The organism is Haloarcula salinisoli, assembly GCF_019599405.1.
Lineage (GTDB): Archaea > Halobacteriota > Halobacteria > Halobacteriales > Haloarculaceae > Haloarcula > Haloarcula salinisoli.
This window is the reverse complement of record NZ_RKLQ01000002.1, coordinates 1-14,013: the sequence shown is the minus strand read 5'-3', so window position 1 is coordinate 14,013 and position 14,013 is coordinate 1. Positions and strand designations below refer to the sequence as shown.

The following is a 14,013-nucleotide window of genomic DNA, read 5'->3' as shown; positions in this document are numbered from 1 at the left end:
TCACCCGAGCGGTTTGCCCCTTGCGCTCGACCGGCGTCGCTACCGCCGGCCGAGAGTTTACATACCGAAACGGAGCCACACCCGCTATGCACGACGGAACGCGCGTGATGGCCGGCGAGTGTACGACTGTCTTCGAGGGGTCCCGCGAGCGCGAACAGCGCGGCGACGTGCTGGTGGTGGTCAAGCCCGACAACACGGTGCTGGTCCACGACGCCGGGGGGTACCAACCGGTGGCGTGGCTCACTAGGGCCGAGAGCGTCGCCGTCGAGGACGGGACTGTCACCGCCCGCGACGGCGAGCAGTTCCTCCGCGTCGTCGCCCACGAGGAACACGGCAGCGCCCGGTTCCCGGCCTCGGAGGCCGGCGTCCCGGTCGGCGACTGTCCGAACTGTCCGGGGACACTGGTGCGTGCGGGCGGTGACGTGACCTGTACCGGCTGTGGCGAGCGCTACGGGCTGCCGACCGACGCCGCCGTCACCGGCGGTCGCTGTGGGGACTGTGCGCTGCCGACGATGCGGGTCGAACGCGGCGAAGCCATCGAGTGTTGCATCGACCGCGACTGTGAGTCACTCGACGAGCGCGTCCAGGCCGCCTTCGACCGCGAGTGGACGTGTAAGCACTGCGACGGCGACCTGCGGATTCTGCGCCGTGGCGGCCTGCTGGCGGGCTGTGAGAACTACCCCGAGTGTGACACCGGCTACGCCGTCCCGTCGGGGGTCGTCGTCGACGACTGTGACTGTGGCCTCCCCACGTTCGAGACCAGCGGCGGCCGGCGGTGTCTCGACAGCGGCTGTGAGGAAAGCGGGTGATTGGCCGGGCTGGAGTGGTTGGTTCGGCGTACTGATTTCAGAGAGCCGGAAAGGGGCGGCTGGCTCCGGGAAGGCGGACGACGTAAGCACCGGAACGAGCGTAGCGAGTGAGGAGCGCAGCGAGTCCCCCCGACCGGAGCCAGGCGGGGCTTTCTGACTGTTCGAAGTCTCTCGTCCACTCCCCACACCACTGCTAGCCCGAACCCGCAGGGGATTTGACCCTCGGTCGACCACCAACCTGTATGCAACTCACGCTCGACGGCGACGTGGTCCGGGCCGGGAACCGTGCTCGCGAGCGGTTCTACGACTCCCGTGGCTACGGCCACGCTCGCGACGGGGACCTCGACCTCGCGCCTGTCGAGGCCGCCCATCTGTGCTATCGCGGCGACATCGACGCCGTCGACGGGATGGGCGTCCAGGAACTGCTCGCCTCCGGGGCCGTCTCGGCCGTGGACTTTCTGGTCTACAAGGACCTGCGCGACCGGGGGTTCTATCTCACGCCCGCCCGCGAGGGATGGGTCGACGAGCCCGCTGGCGTGGACTTCGTCGTCTACCCGCGTGGTAAGGGGCCGTGGGACGACGCCGTGGCCCACCGCGTCCGGGTCGTCGGTGAGCGCGACGACGTCCCCGCGTCGTCGCTGGGCGACTGCGTGCTGGCCGTCGTCGACGAGGAGAGCGAACTCACCTATCTGGACACCAGCCGACGGACCGTCGAGGGGACCAGTGCCGCCGACGTGCCCGCCGTCGAGGGGACGCTGCTCGCCGAGCGCGTGCTGTGCTGGGACCCGCCGGCGGCGCTCTACCAGCAGGCCTTCTACGGCCAGCAACTGGACGAGGACGCCGTCCAGCTCTCGCTCGTCGAGGCGGCGTATCTGGCTCGCGAAGGGGTGCTGTCGGTCGACGGGGATGACGCTGCGGTGGTCGAGCGCGGCCGCGACGTCGAGGGCGACCGTTTCGACCGCCGGCTGGCCGTCTACGCCGCCCTGCGGGACTCGGGTGTCGTCCCCAAAACGGGGTTCAAGTTCGGTGCGGACTTTCGGACCTACGCCGACGTCGAGAGCGTCGACGACCTGGGCCACTCCGAACTGCTCGTCCGAGTGTTGCCTGCCGACCACGACTTCGAACCGCGGGACCTCGCGCTGGACGTCCGGCTGGCCCACGGCGTCCGGAAGACGATGGTGTTCGCGCTCGTGGACGAGACAGTCGAGTGGGTCGAGACACGGCGGTTGACGCCCTGAACGTCAGGGTCTGACGGGGGTCCCCGACCGACGGACGAACTCGACCCCGGTCCGTGCCAGATAGCCGACCACGACGCCGGCGATGCCGGTCTGGAACGCGATGACCCCAAGGAACGCGAAGTATTCGGGGTCTATCACCGCGAGTCGCTCCGGGACTGTCCCGTCCGTCCGCCGTACTGTTCCTTCGATGAGCGGCCCGACAAGCGGCGGGTACGCCCCGAGCACTGCGGTGACGACACCGCCACGCAGGTAGCCGACCGCCGTGGCCACCCCGAACCCCACCAGGCCACCCACTATCGGGACGATCACCATCCCGTCGACGCCGACGAGGTCCAGCGCGTATCCGCCGATGGTGAGTGCCCCCGCTGTGAGTATCAGGACGAGAAACGTCCGCGGGCCGTGTTCGCCCGCTCCCAGCAGTACCCGGCGGATTCGTGCCACCATATCGGAACCTGTGTCGGTGATTGGACAAAAATGTCCTCCAGTGATACCGTAAGCCGTAGCAGCGACTGTCATCCCCGTTCTTGAGACGCCCGGCACGGTCGAGGCGGCGACGTTCGTCCGCCGCCCCAGCGCGCTATGAGAAAATGGGACAGCCGGTCGGATCACGCGGTGCTGTCGCTGTGGTCGCGCTCGAACGGACCCGGAAGGAATAAGACCGTGTTCGCGCATGTCCCCAACATGGTGTCCACTCCCGTCGACGGCTGGCGCTGGCACGCCCGGAGAGTGGACAGTTTCGCGGTTCCCGTCCGGCGGGCGTAACCCGTCGGCGAGGCCGACGATGCTCCCTCCGCTTTCTCTGCCCTGGCCTCGACTGCACACCGACACGACACACGACACATGACGCGAAATTCACACACCGACGACGAACCGACAGACGAGCAGCCCCGGACGGACGACGGGGAGCCAAGCGACACGAAGCGAGCCTCGTCAGAGCTCCGCTCTGACGGTGGTGAGTCGAACACGGTGAGACGAACCTCATCGGAGCTTCGCTCCGATGGTGGCACCGATGCCGCCGGCGCCGACGAGGCCGTCCTCGACCCGTGGGGCTCCTCGACCGTCGCGGACTACCGCAAGCTGTTCGAGCAGTTCGGCATCGAGGAGTTCGACGACGTGCTCCCGGCGGTCCCGAACCCGCATTACCTGATGCGCCGGGGCGTCATCTTCGGCCACCGTGACTACTCACCGGTCGCCGAAGCCATGCGCAACGACGAGCCCTTCGCCTCGCTGTCGGGCTTTATGCCGACCGGCGACCCCCATATCGGCCACAAGATGGTGTTCGACGAGATAATCTGGCACCAGGAGCAGGGCGCCGACGCCTACGCCCTCATCGCCGACCTGGAGGCCCACGCCGCCCGCGAGCTCTCCTGGAGCGAAATCGACGAACACGCCGAGAGCTACATCCTCTCCTTGCTCGCGCTCGGGTTTGACCCGGAGGAGGGCGAGCTGTATCGCCAATCGGACAACCGCGAGCTGCAGGACCTCGCGTTCGAACTCGGCGCCGAGACGAACTTCTCGGAGCTGCAGGCCATCTACGACTTCGACGGCGAGACCGACGTCTCGCACATGCAGTCGGTCGTCACGCAGATGGCCGACATCCTCTACCCGCAACTGGAGGAACCCAAGCCGACGGTGATTCCGGTCGGCCCGGACCAGGACCCCCACATGCGGCTCGCGCGGGACCTGGCGGCGCGGATGCGCTACTTCGGCGTCACCGAGGCCTTCGCCAGCTTCGAGGCCGAGGCCGTCGAGCGCACTCTCTTGGGCCAGGCCTACGACGCACGCGAAGCGTACGCCGAGGACCCCGAGATGCCCCGCTGTGTCGAGGCCGCCGACTACCTGCGCGAACACGAGCCGGCGCCCGCCGACGCCCGCGAGTCCGTCGCCGAGAAACTCGACAACGCAGGGAAGGAGCCGATTCGGCCACGGACCCGCATCTTCGACCGCAACGCCACCGACGAGGCCTTCGAGGCGCTCATCGAGGCCGTCGACGGCGAGAAGCGCGTCTACGACGAGCACGTCGACGCATTCGACCTGGACCACGCCGAGGCCGACGAACTCGCCCGTCAGGTCGAACTCGACACCGGCGGCTACGGCTTCCTGCCCCCCTCCTCGATTTACCACCGCTTTATGACCGGACTGACCGGCGGGAAGATGTCCTCCTCGATTCCGGCCTCACACATCTCGCTGCTCGACGACCCCGAAGAGGGCTACGACAAGGTGAAAGCCGCCACGACTGGCGGCCGGGCGACTGCCGAGGAACAGCGCGAGAAGGGCGGGAAGGCTGACGAGTGTCCCGTCTACGAACTGTACGCGTACCTGCTCTCTGGCGACGACGACGAGTTCGCCGAGGAAGTGTACGAGGAGTGTGTCGGCGGCGAACGGCTCTGTGGCGGCTGCAAGGAGCAAGCGGCGGAGCTGATGGAAGCCTTCCTGGAAGAGCACCAGGAGAAACGCGCCGAGTGGGAGGACAAACTGGACGAACTCGACATCGACCTGGACTCGCACCGAACGCGGGGCTAGGAACTGTTGGAGTCGGTGTTTTTTGACCTGCTGCTTTCGCTGAGAGCCAGAAAGCCCCACCCATGCCGGCTGGCCAACCGGTTACGGGCGGACTGAAAGGGGCCGGCCGCTCGACGTTCGAGACGATGTAAGCACCGCAGGGAACGAAGTGACCGAGGAGCACAGCGAGTCGCAGTAGTCGAGCGGTCGGGGGCTTTCTGGCTGTTAGCAGCCGGTCTGACTGATTCAAAACCTCGACCCGCAGTTTCACACTTCACAATCCTTTTGTTAAGGCACGCCAATCGCTCTCACATGGCATCCGAATCCCACGCTGCCAGTGTCGCCGTCCAGCCAGCCGTGCGTCCGGGATTCGGATTTTTCTTCGCGGTCTGACGGGTGGCGGACTCGGGGCCGCGGTGGTCCCGACGAAATCACCCGGTGCGTGGGCCGTCCACTAGCCCTTCGCAGCAAGTAAGAACCGTTAACTGAGCGACCCGCGGTACTCCCCACAACGACCGAGACACTCATATGAAGCGACCACAGGCACAGGTGGCCGTCCTCCAGGCCGCCGACGCAGACGACCCCAGGCGCATCGACGAGGTGGCCGACGAGGCCGGCCTCAAACCCGAGACGGCGACACGGGCCGCGTTCGAACTCGAAGACGACGGCCTGCTTTCCGTCACCGAGGAGACCGTCGAACACTACACGCTGACCGACGAGGGCACCCAGTACGTCTTCGAGAGCCTCCCGGAACAGGACCTCTACGAGGCCGCAATCGACGCCGGCGCCGACGAGGAGCCGGTCCAGATGGGGCAGGTCATCGGTGCCTCCGGGCTCGAAGGCCCCGCCGTCGACATCGCGCTGTCGAACTACGCCCGCAAGGGGTACGGCGAGATAGACAGCGGCGAGATAACCGCCGACCCGGACGCGAAACCGGGGCAGGACGCGGAGATGCTGGCGCTCGAAGCGGTCGCCGACGACCAGCTCGACGAGGCCGACGCCGACGCGCTCGACCAGCTCGAACGGCGTGGCCTGCTGGAGGTCCGCGAGGAGACCGTCCGTTCCGTGCAGCTGACCGACGAGGGCGTCGCTGCCCTCGAAGCCGGCGTCGAGGCCGCCGAGACCGTCGACCAGCTCACCGCCGAGCTACTGACCAGCGGCGAGTGGGCGGACGTCGAGTTCACCGAGTACAACGTCGAGGCCGACGCCGAAGACGTGAGCCACGGCAAGGAGCATATCCTCCGCCAGACCGCAAACAGGGTCAAAGATACCCTCGTGGGAATGGGGTTCCAGGAGATGGAAGGCCCCCACGTCGACGCGCAGTTCTGGATCAACGACTGCCTGTTCATGCCCCAGGACCATCCCGCACGGACACACTGGGACCAGTTCGCGCTGGAGCGACCGGACGAAATTGGAGAACTGCCCGCGGACCTCGTCGACCGTGTCCGCTCGGCACACAAGGAGGGCGTCGGTCCCGACGGTGAGGGGTATCACTCACCGTGGGAAGAAGACGTTGCCCGCGGGCTGGACCTGCGGGGCCACACCACGTCGCTGTCGATGCGGCATCTCTCCGGCGAGGAAATCGGCGAGCTGGAGCCACCGAAGCGATTCTTCAGCGTCGAGAAGGTGTACCGCAACGACACGCTCGACCCGACGCACTTACTGGAGTTCTTCCAGATAGAGGGGTGGGTCATGGCCGAGGACCTCTCCGTGCGTGACCTGATGGGCACGTTCACGGAGTTCTACGAGCAGTTTGGCATCACCGACCTGGAGTTCAAGCCCCACTACAACCCATACACGGAGCCAAGTTTCGAACTCTTTGGCACCCATCCCGAGACCGGCGAGGTCGTCGAGGTCGGCAACTCGGGCATCTTCCGCGAGGAGGTGCTCTCGCCGCTGGGCGTCGACTGCGACGTGATGGCGTGGGGGCTCTCGCTCGAACGCTTGCTCATGTTGATGTACGGATTCGAGGACATCCGTGACGTCCACGGGACGTTGTGTGACCTCGAACTGCTGCGGACCACGGAGGTGCTTCACTGATGCCCGTTGTCGATGTTGACCCCGACGAACTGCGATACCTGACCGGTCACGACGAGAAGGACGACGACGAACTCAAATCGGACCTGTTCAATCTGGGCCTGGAGTTCGAGGGCTGGACCGAAGACGACGAGTTCCAGCTGGAGTTCGCGCCCGACAGACTGGACCGCCTCTCCGTCGAGGGCGTCGCCCGCTCGCTGCGGTATCACTACGGCGACGACCGGGGCGTCTACGTCCCCAACACGAACAGCGCCGAGTGGACTATCGAGGTAGAGGACCAGCCCGAGGGCCGGCCCTACGTCACCGGCGCGGTCGTCCGCGGGCTGGACATGAGCGAGGGCGCCCTCGAATCGCTGATTCAACTGCAGGAGAAGCTCCACGCGACGATGGGTCGCAAGCGCGCGAAGGGCGCTATCGGGGTCCACGACCTGACGATGCTGAAAGGAACCGACCTCCGCCCGACCGACGAGCAATCGAGCAGTCTGGACCTCTCGGGCGGACAGGACCCGACCGAAGCCAGCGAAGAGCCCCAGGACGAAATGGTCGGCGACGCCACCGTCGAAACCACCGGCGCCAACGCGATTACGTACACGAGCGCAGACCCCGACGAGGCCACCTTCGTCCCGCTGGAGTCCGACGCCGAGATGACTCCGAACGAGGTCATCGAGCGCCACGACACCGGCCAGCAATACGGCGACCTCGTCGCAGACTTCGAGAAGGTGCCCGCCATCTACGACGCTATCGGGCTGTTCTCGTTCCCGCCGGTCATCAACGGCCGCCGGACGGAGGTCAGCGAGGACTCCCGGGACCTCTTCATCGAGCTGACCGGGACCGACCAGTGGACCATCGACCACATGTGTTCGATTGTCTGCTACGCGCTGGAGGCCCGCGGCGGCACCATCGAGCGCGTGAACGTCGAGTACGCCGACGACGCCGCCGGCGAGTACGCCGGCCGGACACTGGAGCGTCCCGACTTCGAGACCCGGACGAAGACAGTCACCCAGGACCGCATCGAGTCCCTGCTCGGCGTCGACCTCGAGCCCGAGCAGATCATCGACTACGCGGAACGGGCCGGCCTGGACGCCACGCGGGTCGTGACTGACGACGGCGTCTCTTTCGAGGTCGAGATTCCGCCCTACCGGGTCGACGTCATCCACCCGCTGGACATCGTCGACGACATCGGTCGTGCGCTCGGGTTCAACAGCCTCGAACCGACATACCCTGACGTTTCGACGGTCGGCGGCCGCCACGACCGCTCCGTGCTGGAGGACGCCGCCCGTGATACCCTCGTGGGACTTGGCTTCGAGGACTTGCTGAACTTCCACATGACCAACGAGGCGGAGAACTTCAGCAGAATGAACCTCTCCGACCCCGACGCGGCGGCGGCCGACGACGCGCTGGTCGGCCTCGCGGACCCGGTCACCATTCAGGAACCCTACAGCGAGGACTACACCATCCTCCGGACGTGGGCGCTCCCATCGCTCATGATGGTCCTGGAGAACAACACCCACCGCCGGTACTCGCAGGACCTCGCCGAAATCGGGCTCGCCGCGGGCCTGGACGAGGGCCAGAACACTGGCGTCAGCGAACACCGCACCGTCGCCGGGGCACTCGCCCGCACTGACGCCTCATACGAGGACGCCAAGGCCCGCCTACAGACCGTCGCCGAGGCGTTCGGGAAAGACCTCGAGACGCCCGCGACGAGCCACCCGACGTTCATCGACGGCCGCGTGGCCGATGTCGTGCTGGACGGGGAGACGGTCGGTGTCATCGGCGAGGTGCATCCGAAAGTGCTCGTCGAGCACGACCTGGAACTGCCGGTGGCGGCCTTCGAGTTCCGGCTGGACGCGCTGGAGTAGGGCGCGAAGGGCCGTCAGTACCTTCGGCTACTGTTACCTTTTCGTAACCGACTTACCGGACCGTTGCGGGGTATTTTTCCCTCATTGCCACGTAGTACCACACAGAGGGACAATGGCAGTCACCGACAGACACTCCGACTGTGGCGACCCGGACCGCTACGGCAACCCGGCCTGTGAGACGTATCCGTGGTTCGAGCTCGACTGGCTGGTCGACGACCCGGACGCCCCGTCTGTGCTCACCATCGTCCCAGGGACCGGCGACAGCCAGACGGCGTGGCTGTCGGCCGATATCCAGGCCGCGATTCCGATCGAGGAGTGCCGATAGCGGTCCGCGCCGACTGCTACGACGGAGTCCCCGATGGTTCTGTTCAGGTGTCTCCCTGGGACCGGACCCACGCGACGGTGACGTTGGCCAGCCGGTCGTGGGCGGTGGCGTAGCTGAGATTGCTCGGCTCGTCGCCGCGCTGGCCGCGGTAGCTCCCGAACTGGGTGTGGTTCAGCGGGAGCGTACGGACTGTGGTGTCGGCAGGGAGGTTCTCGCGGTTTTCCTCGTAGGAATCGCTGTCGAGGACGGTGTCCGCGCTGCCGGTGACACTCAGGGCCGCGAGTCCGGTCTCGGAGATGTCCCGGTCGCAGTACGAGGCGTACAGCACCACGCCCTCGACCGCCTCGGGGTTCTGGGCCGCGTAGCGACAGGCCATCGCCCCGCCCAGCGAGTGCCCGCCCACGTACCAGTTTTCGACCCTGGAACCGGTCACGTACCCGCTGGCGGCGCCCTGTTCGAGCACAGCCAGGTTCAGCCGTAGCTTCGGGACGACGACGGTCACGTTGGCCTCGCTGGCAAGCGGTGCGAGCGACGCGACGTAGGCGTCCGGGTGGACCCGCGCGCCCGGGTAGAAGACGAGCCCCACTGTCGACTCTCGACCCGACGGTTCGAGTGTGTACGTCCCGCCCTGCTCGGTGACCGTCACGTTCGGGTCCGCCTCGACGCTGGCGACGCTCGCGTCGGACGCGTGGTGTGGCGTGCCGAAATAGAGGACGCCCGCCCCCGCTGTGAGGACGCCGACGGCGACCAGCCAGACCAGCGCCCGGCGGGCGTATCGGTAGATAGCGTCGCAGCTCACGCTCGACGTGTTCGCTCCTCGACGCTAAAATCCCCCGTTACTGTGGTCCGCTACAGGTCCGCGCCGACGGCATCCTCGACACTGTCGAAGCCGTCCCGCTCCAGCAGGTCGAGTAGCCCCTCGTTGATGTCCCGAGCGAGCGACGGCCCCTCGTAGACCAGCCCGGTGTAGAGCTGGACGAGCGAGGCGCCGGCACGGATTTTCTGGTAGGCGCCCTCGGCCGAGGCGACGCCGCCGACGCCGACGACGGGGACGTCGACGCGCTCGGCGACGAACTGGACCATATCTGTCGCTCTGTCCTCGATTGGCTTCCCGGAGAGCCCGCCCGTCTCGCTGGCGTTTGGCGAGCGCAACCCCTCGGGGCGCTCGGTCGTCGTGTTGGTCGCGACGACGCCGTCGAGGTCGAGTTCGGTCACGAGGTCGAGCGTGTCCTCGACCGCCGGTTCGGGGAGGTCCGGCGAGAGCTTCACCAGCAGCGGCGCGGCGCCCGCATCCTGGAGCTCCGCGAAGATGGCAGTCATCGCATCGCGGTTCTGGAGCTCCTCGAACCCCTGTGAGTTGGGACAGGAGACGTTGACGACGAAGAAATCGCCGCCCTCGGCGACGTGCTCGTACGTCTCGCGGTAGTCCGCCGGGGCCCCGCTGGTACCGACGTGCTCGCTCTTGGCGATGTTGACGCCCAGCGGGAAGGGAGCGTCCGTCTTCGCCAGCCGCTCGCCGACGGCGGCCGCCCCCTCGTTGTTCAGCCCCATTCGGTTGATGATACCGTCGTCTTCGCGCAGGCGGAACATCCTGGGCCTGGCGTTGCCGGCCTGTGGTTCGGCCGTGACGCCGCCGACCTCGGCGAAGCCAAAGCCCATCGCCCCCAAGGCGTTTGGCACTGTGGCGTTCTTGTCAAAGCCCGCAGCGACGCCGACGGGGTTGTCGAACGACTGGCCGAACGCGGAGGCGGCGAGGCGGTCGTCGGAGACGGTGTACCGGTCGGCCATCGCGGCCGCTATCGGGGTTCCCTGTGCCGCCTCTAGCAGGCCGTGGACGGCGCTGTGGGCTGTCTCGGCCGGGAGTGAGAACAGAACCGGTTTGGCGATATCGTAGGGTCTCATTGGGGAGTTCGAGTCGCCCCCCGACAGCCGCCGGGGGGTAGCGACAGCACGTCAGAAATCGTGTTCGACCTCTTCGGGGTCGGCTTTTTGAATGATGATCTTGTTGTCACGCACCCGAACGAACACCTCGTCGCCGATCTCCATGCCGGCGACGGCGAGTTCGTCTTCGTGGATGTTGATATGTACGTTGTGGTACTCGCCGTCTTCGTCTTTGGCGCCACTCGGGCTAAGCTTCTTCTTTCGCACCATCGCGCTATCCTATTCCGTGCATCGCCGTAGGATACACTTAAGTCTACCGTGCGGCGTGTCCCGAACTCGAGTGCGCACGCGCTTTCAGGGCGGCGTTTCTGGCCCAATCGTGGCCGAATACAGCCTCTCTCGACTTCTAATATATAAACGTATCCCGTGACGGAGGCCGATTCGGGGGGTATATTTATGTTGTGCCATGTTTTGAGTTGACATGGAGCGGAGAAAACCATGGCACGCGACAGCGACAAGCGCAACTTTGCGCTCCGTGAGGATGGTGACGAATCGAGCGTCTTCTCAGGCGGGACACCCCGGCAGGCTGCGTTGAAGGCCGCCCGGCGGCTCGACCCGGCCGACAGCGAGGACGAAGCAGACCGACAGGAGATACGGCTCCGGGAGAAGGGCACCCACAAGGTCCACATCTACGAGGCGTGGGCCTGGGTCGAAACAGCGCCCGACGACAAACCGGACTGGATGCCGGGCGACATCACGAAGGGGAACGTCTCGAAAGAGGGTGTCGAACACCTCGACGACATCTAGTTCCCTTCGGCACGGACTTTTTGTAGACGATACCGCTCGCTGTGGCCAGTGTGCAAGTTCCCAATGGCTATCTCGCGCGTGAGCGCGCACACACGTAGAGCGTGCATTGACTGGTTGCCAGCTGTTCGCAGTCTGCAGTTCGACTACCGTGTTGCTGTCTACCGTATGAGAGTCACTGCCCCGTGTAATCGCCTGCCGAAGCGGCCGTGGTCCGACGGGGTTAAGTATGGCACTCCCATCGAGTCTAATGCGAACGAGGTCGGGGACGACACTTCCCCGGTCGGGCCTCATCCCAACCGACGCCCTTAAGTGTAACAGGGTGTTCGGATGGAACGCGAAGGTCGCTCACGTCGTGCGGTTCGACGCGAGCGAACTCCGATGCCCTTAAGTGTAACAGGGCACTCGGATTGAACGCGAACGAGGCCTGGCCGGGGCCGACGAAACCTGGCCACACACTGCGGCGAGGCAACTCGCCATCGGAACTCGAAGCCTTTAAGATGGCTTCGGGAGAATATGCAGGTCCGGAGAAATGAGGATTCCACCCCTGCGGTCCGCCGTCAAGATGGAATCTGATGTGAGCCCTGATAGTTCGGTGACACTCGGTCGGCGAGTGTCCTCGAACACCCTTCGATAGCGACCACACTCCATCTGGAGTGTGACCCGCCTAACCCCCCGGCCTTGTGCCGGGATACATTCCGGTTGATCCTGCCGGAGGTCATTGCTATTGGAGTCCGATTTAGCCATGCTAGTCGCGCGGGTTTAGACCCGCGGCATATAGCTCAGTAACACGTGGCCAAACTACCCTATGGACAGGGACAACCTCGGGAAACTGAGGCTAATCCCTGATATCACTCTCATGCTGGAGTGCAGAGAGTGAGAAACGCTCCGGCGCCATAGGATGTGGCTGCGGCCGATTAGGTAGATGGTGGGGTAACGGCCCACCATGCCAATAATCGGTACAGGTTGTGAGAGCAAGAGCCTGGAGACGGTATCTGAGACAAGATACCGGGCCCTACGGGGCGCAGCAGGCGCGAAACCTTTACACTGCACGACAGTGCGATAAGGGGACTCCGAGTGCGAGGGCATATAGTCCTCGCTTTTCTGTACCGTAGGGAGGTACAGGAACAAGTGCTGGGCAAGACCGGTGCCAGCCGCCGCGGTAATACCGGCAGCACGAGTGATGACCGATATTATTGGGCCTAAAGCGTCCGTAGCTGGCCAAGCAAGTCCATTGGGAAATCCACGCGCTCAACGCGTGGGCGTCCGGTGGAAACTGTTTGGCTTGGGGCCAGAAGACCTGAGGGGTACGTCCGGGGTAGGAGTGAAATCCTGTAATCCTGGACGGACCACCAATGGGGAAACCACCTCAGGAGGATGGACCCGACAGTGAGGGACGAAAGCTAGGGTCTCGAACCGGATTAGATACCCGGGTAGTCCTAGCTGTAAACGATGCTCGCTAGGTGTGCCGTAGGCTACGAGCCTGCGCTGCGCCCTAGGGAAGCCGAGAAGCGAGCCGCCTGGGAAGTACGTCCGCAAGGATGAAACTTAAAGGAATTGGCGGGGGAGCACCACAACCGGAGGAGCCTGCGGTTTAATTGGACTCAACGCCGGACATCTCACCGGTCCCGACAACAGTAACGACGGTCAGTTTGACGAACTTACCCGAGCTGTTGAGAGGAGGTGCATGGCCGCCGTCAGCTCGTACCGTGAGGCGTCCTGTTAAGTCAGGCAACGAGCGAGACCCGCACTTCTAGTTGCCAGCAATACCCTTGAGGTAGTTGGGTACACTAGGAGGACTGCCGCTGCTAAAGCGGAGGAAGGAACGGGCAACGGTAGGTCAGTATGCCCCGAATGGACCGGGCAACACGCGGGCTACAATGGCTGTGACAGAGGGATGCAACGCCGAGAGGCGGAGCTAATCTCTAAACGCAGTCGTAGTTCGGATTGCGGGCTGAAACTCGCCCGCATGAAGCTGGATTCGGTAGTAATCGCGTGTCATAAGCGCGCGGTGAATACGTCCCTGCTCCTTGCACACACCGCCCGTCAAAGCACCCGAGTGGGGTCCGGATGAGGCCATCATGCGATGGTCGAATCTGGGCTCCGCAAGGGGGCTTAAGTCGTAACAAGGTAGCCGTAGAGGAATCTGTGGCTGGATCACCTCCTACTGATCGGGATCAGGCCTCTGGCCTGACCCACCTACATCGACTGGTGCGTTCATACGCGCCAGTCACGGGTGTTCGAGAACTACTCACCGACCGGGCACCTATGAACTATCAGGGCTCACACCTGCGGATCTGCCGGGCCCATAGCTCAGCGGCAGAGCACCTCCTTTGCAAGGAGGAAGCCCTGGGTTCAAATCCCAGTGGGTCCATACGACGTGCCAGCCCCGAACCGTGCCCCTTAAGTGTGGGACGGCGATGGGATATGGTACGACGACAGATGCACCATCCCGGGTAAAACCGAGGTTGGGAAGGGTCGATTCGCCCACCATCCACCACCTTGGGGGCGAGTATGAAACCGTGTGTACGTGCGATCCAGGCGTCCACTGGACTCGT

11 protein-coding genes, 1 tRNA gene and 1 rRNA gene are annotated in these 14,013 nt (G+C 65.0%); 9 read left to right on the top strand and 4 right to left on the bottom strand.

The genetic code is table 11. The features are described from left to right. The first annotated feature begins 86 nt into the window (after window positions 1–86). Together EGD98_RS09125 and endA are read left to right on the top strand one after the other, a co-directional pair. A complete protein-coding gene (locus EGD98_RS09125) occupies window positions 87–809 on the top strand; it encodes a PDDEXK family nuclease (RefSeq protein WP_220588072.1) in 723 nt (240 codons plus the stop codon). A gap of 242 nt (window positions 810–1,051) precedes the next feature. Then, window positions 1,052–2,047: a tRNA-intron lyase gene (endA, locus tag EGD98_RS09120; RefSeq protein ID WP_220588071.1), complete on the top strand. Its 996-nt coding sequence runs from the start codon at window positions 1,052–1,054 to the stop codon at window positions 2,045–2,047. A gap of 3 nt (window positions 2,048–2,050) precedes the next feature. On the opposite strand, the gene EGD98_RS09115 is transcribed toward endA, so the two are convergent. After that, a complete protein-coding gene (locus EGD98_RS09115) occupies window positions 2,051–2,491 on the bottom strand; it encodes a hypothetical protein (RefSeq protein ID WP_220588070.1) in 441 nt (146 codons plus the stop codon). Window positions 2,492–2,887: 396 nt separating this feature from the next. Here EGD98_RS09115 and EGD98_RS09110 point away from each other — a divergent pair, with 396 nt between their 5' ends. From EGD98_RS09110 to EGD98_RS09095, 4 genes are all read left to right on the top strand, one after another. Continuing rightward, window positions 2,888–4,570, top strand: coding sequence for a tryptophan--tRNA ligase (locus tag EGD98_RS09110; protein ID WP_220588069.1), 1,683 nt, complete (start codon window positions 2,888–2,890; stop codon window positions 4,568–4,570). A gap of 507 nt (window positions 4,571–5,077) precedes the next feature. Continuing rightward, window positions 5,078–6,589 carry a phenylalanine--tRNA ligase subunit alpha gene (gene pheS / locus EGD98_RS09105; RefSeq protein ID WP_220588068.1) on the top strand — a complete coding sequence of 504 codons (1,512 nt, stop codon included), beginning with the start codon at window positions 5,078–5,080 and terminating at the stop codon, window positions 6,587–6,589. Then, complete coding sequence (gene pheT, locus EGD98_RS09100) at window positions 6,589–8,445, top strand: phenylalanine--tRNA ligase subunit beta (RefSeq protein ID WP_220588067.1); 1,857 nt, start codon at window positions 6,589–6,591, stop codon at window positions 8,443–8,445. The genes pheS and pheT overlap by 1 nt, the downstream gene beginning before the upstream one ends. A gap of 112 nt (window positions 8,446–8,557) precedes the next feature. Next, entirely contained in the window at window positions 8,558–8,770 is a 213-nt protein-coding gene (locus tag EGD98_RS09095) for a hypothetical protein (protein ID WP_220588066.1), read from the top strand. 43 nt (window positions 8,771–8,813) lie between these two features. Here EGD98_RS09095 and EGD98_RS09090 read toward each other — a convergent pair whose 3' ends face one another. From EGD98_RS09090 to EGD98_RS09080, 3 genes are read right to left on the bottom strand one after another with little or no spacing between them, the layout of a single operon-like run. Continuing rightward, window positions 8,814–9,569, bottom strand: coding sequence for an alpha/beta fold hydrolase (locus EGD98_RS09090; RefSeq protein ID WP_328762504.1), 756 nt, complete (start codon window positions 9,567–9,569; stop codon window positions 8,814–8,816). A gap of 50 nt (window positions 9,570–9,619) precedes the next feature. Then, a complete protein-coding gene (locus EGD98_RS09085) occupies window positions 9,620–10,672 on the bottom strand; it encodes a quinone-dependent dihydroorotate dehydrogenase (RefSeq protein WP_220588065.1) in 1,053 nt (350 codons plus the stop codon). Between the two features lie 51 nt (window positions 10,673–10,723). Beyond that, entirely contained in the window at window positions 10,724–10,921 is a 198-nt protein-coding gene (locus EGD98_RS09080) for a hypothetical protein (protein WP_004516407.1), read from the bottom strand. 228 nt (window positions 10,922–11,149) lie between these two features. Here EGD98_RS09080 and EGD98_RS09075 point away from each other — a divergent pair, with 228 nt between their 5' ends. The 3 genes from EGD98_RS09075 (at window position 11,150) to EGD98_RS09065 (ending at window position 13,829) form a co-directional block, all read left to right on the top strand. After that, window positions 11,150–11,458: a non-histone chromosomal MC1 family protein gene (locus tag EGD98_RS09075; RefSeq protein ID WP_220588064.1), complete on the top strand. Its 309-nt coding sequence runs from the start codon at window positions 11,150–11,152 to the stop codon at window positions 11,456–11,458. A 692-nt stretch (window positions 11,459–12,150) separates the two neighbouring features. Next, window positions 12,151–13,621 (top strand): 16S ribosomal RNA (locus EGD98_RS09070). Window positions 13,622–13,757: 136 nt separating this feature from the next. Beyond that, window positions 13,758–13,829 (top strand) — tRNA-Ala (locus EGD98_RS09065). Window positions 13,830–14,013 lie beyond the last annotated feature (184 nt).

What these genes read in the sequence shown, in the direction of transcription:
- EGD98_RS09125 (WP_220588072.1), top strand. Translation starts at nt 87, where the DNA reads ATGCACGACGGAACGCGCGTGATGGCCGGCGAGTGTACGACTGTCTTC.
- endA (WP_220588071.1), top strand. Translation starts at nt 1,052, where the DNA reads ATGCAACTCACGCTCGACGGCGACGTGGTCCGGGCCGGGAACCGTGCT.
- EGD98_RS09115 (WP_220588070.1), bottom strand. Translation starts at nt 2,491, where the DNA reads ATGGTGGCACGAATCCGCCGGGTACTGCTGGGAGCGGGCGAACACGGC.
- EGD98_RS09110 (WP_220588069.1), top strand. Translation starts at nt 2,888, where the DNA reads ATGACGCGAAATTCACACACCGACGACGAACCGACAGACGAGCAGCCC.
- pheS (WP_220588068.1), top strand. Translation starts at nt 5,078, where the DNA reads ATGAAGCGACCACAGGCACAGGTGGCCGTCCTCCAGGCCGCCGACGCA.
- pheT (WP_220588067.1), top strand. Translation starts at nt 6,589, where the DNA reads ATGCCCGTTGTCGATGTTGACCCCGACGAACTGCGATACCTGACCGGT.
- EGD98_RS09095 (WP_220588066.1), top strand. Translation starts at nt 8,558, where the DNA reads ATGGCAGTCACCGACAGACACTCCGACTGTGGCGACCCGGACCGCTAC.
- EGD98_RS09085 (WP_220588065.1), bottom strand. Translation starts at nt 10,672, where the DNA reads ATGAGACCCTACGATATCGCCAAACCGGTTCTGTTCTCACTCCCGGCC.
- EGD98_RS09080 (WP_004516407.1), bottom strand. Translation starts at nt 10,921, where the DNA reads ATGGTGCGAAAGAAGAAGCTTAGCCCGAGTGGCGCCAAAGACGAAGAC.
- EGD98_RS09075 (WP_220588064.1), top strand. Translation starts at nt 11,150, where the DNA reads ATGGCACGCGACAGCGACAAGCGCAACTTTGCGCTCCGTGAGGATGGT.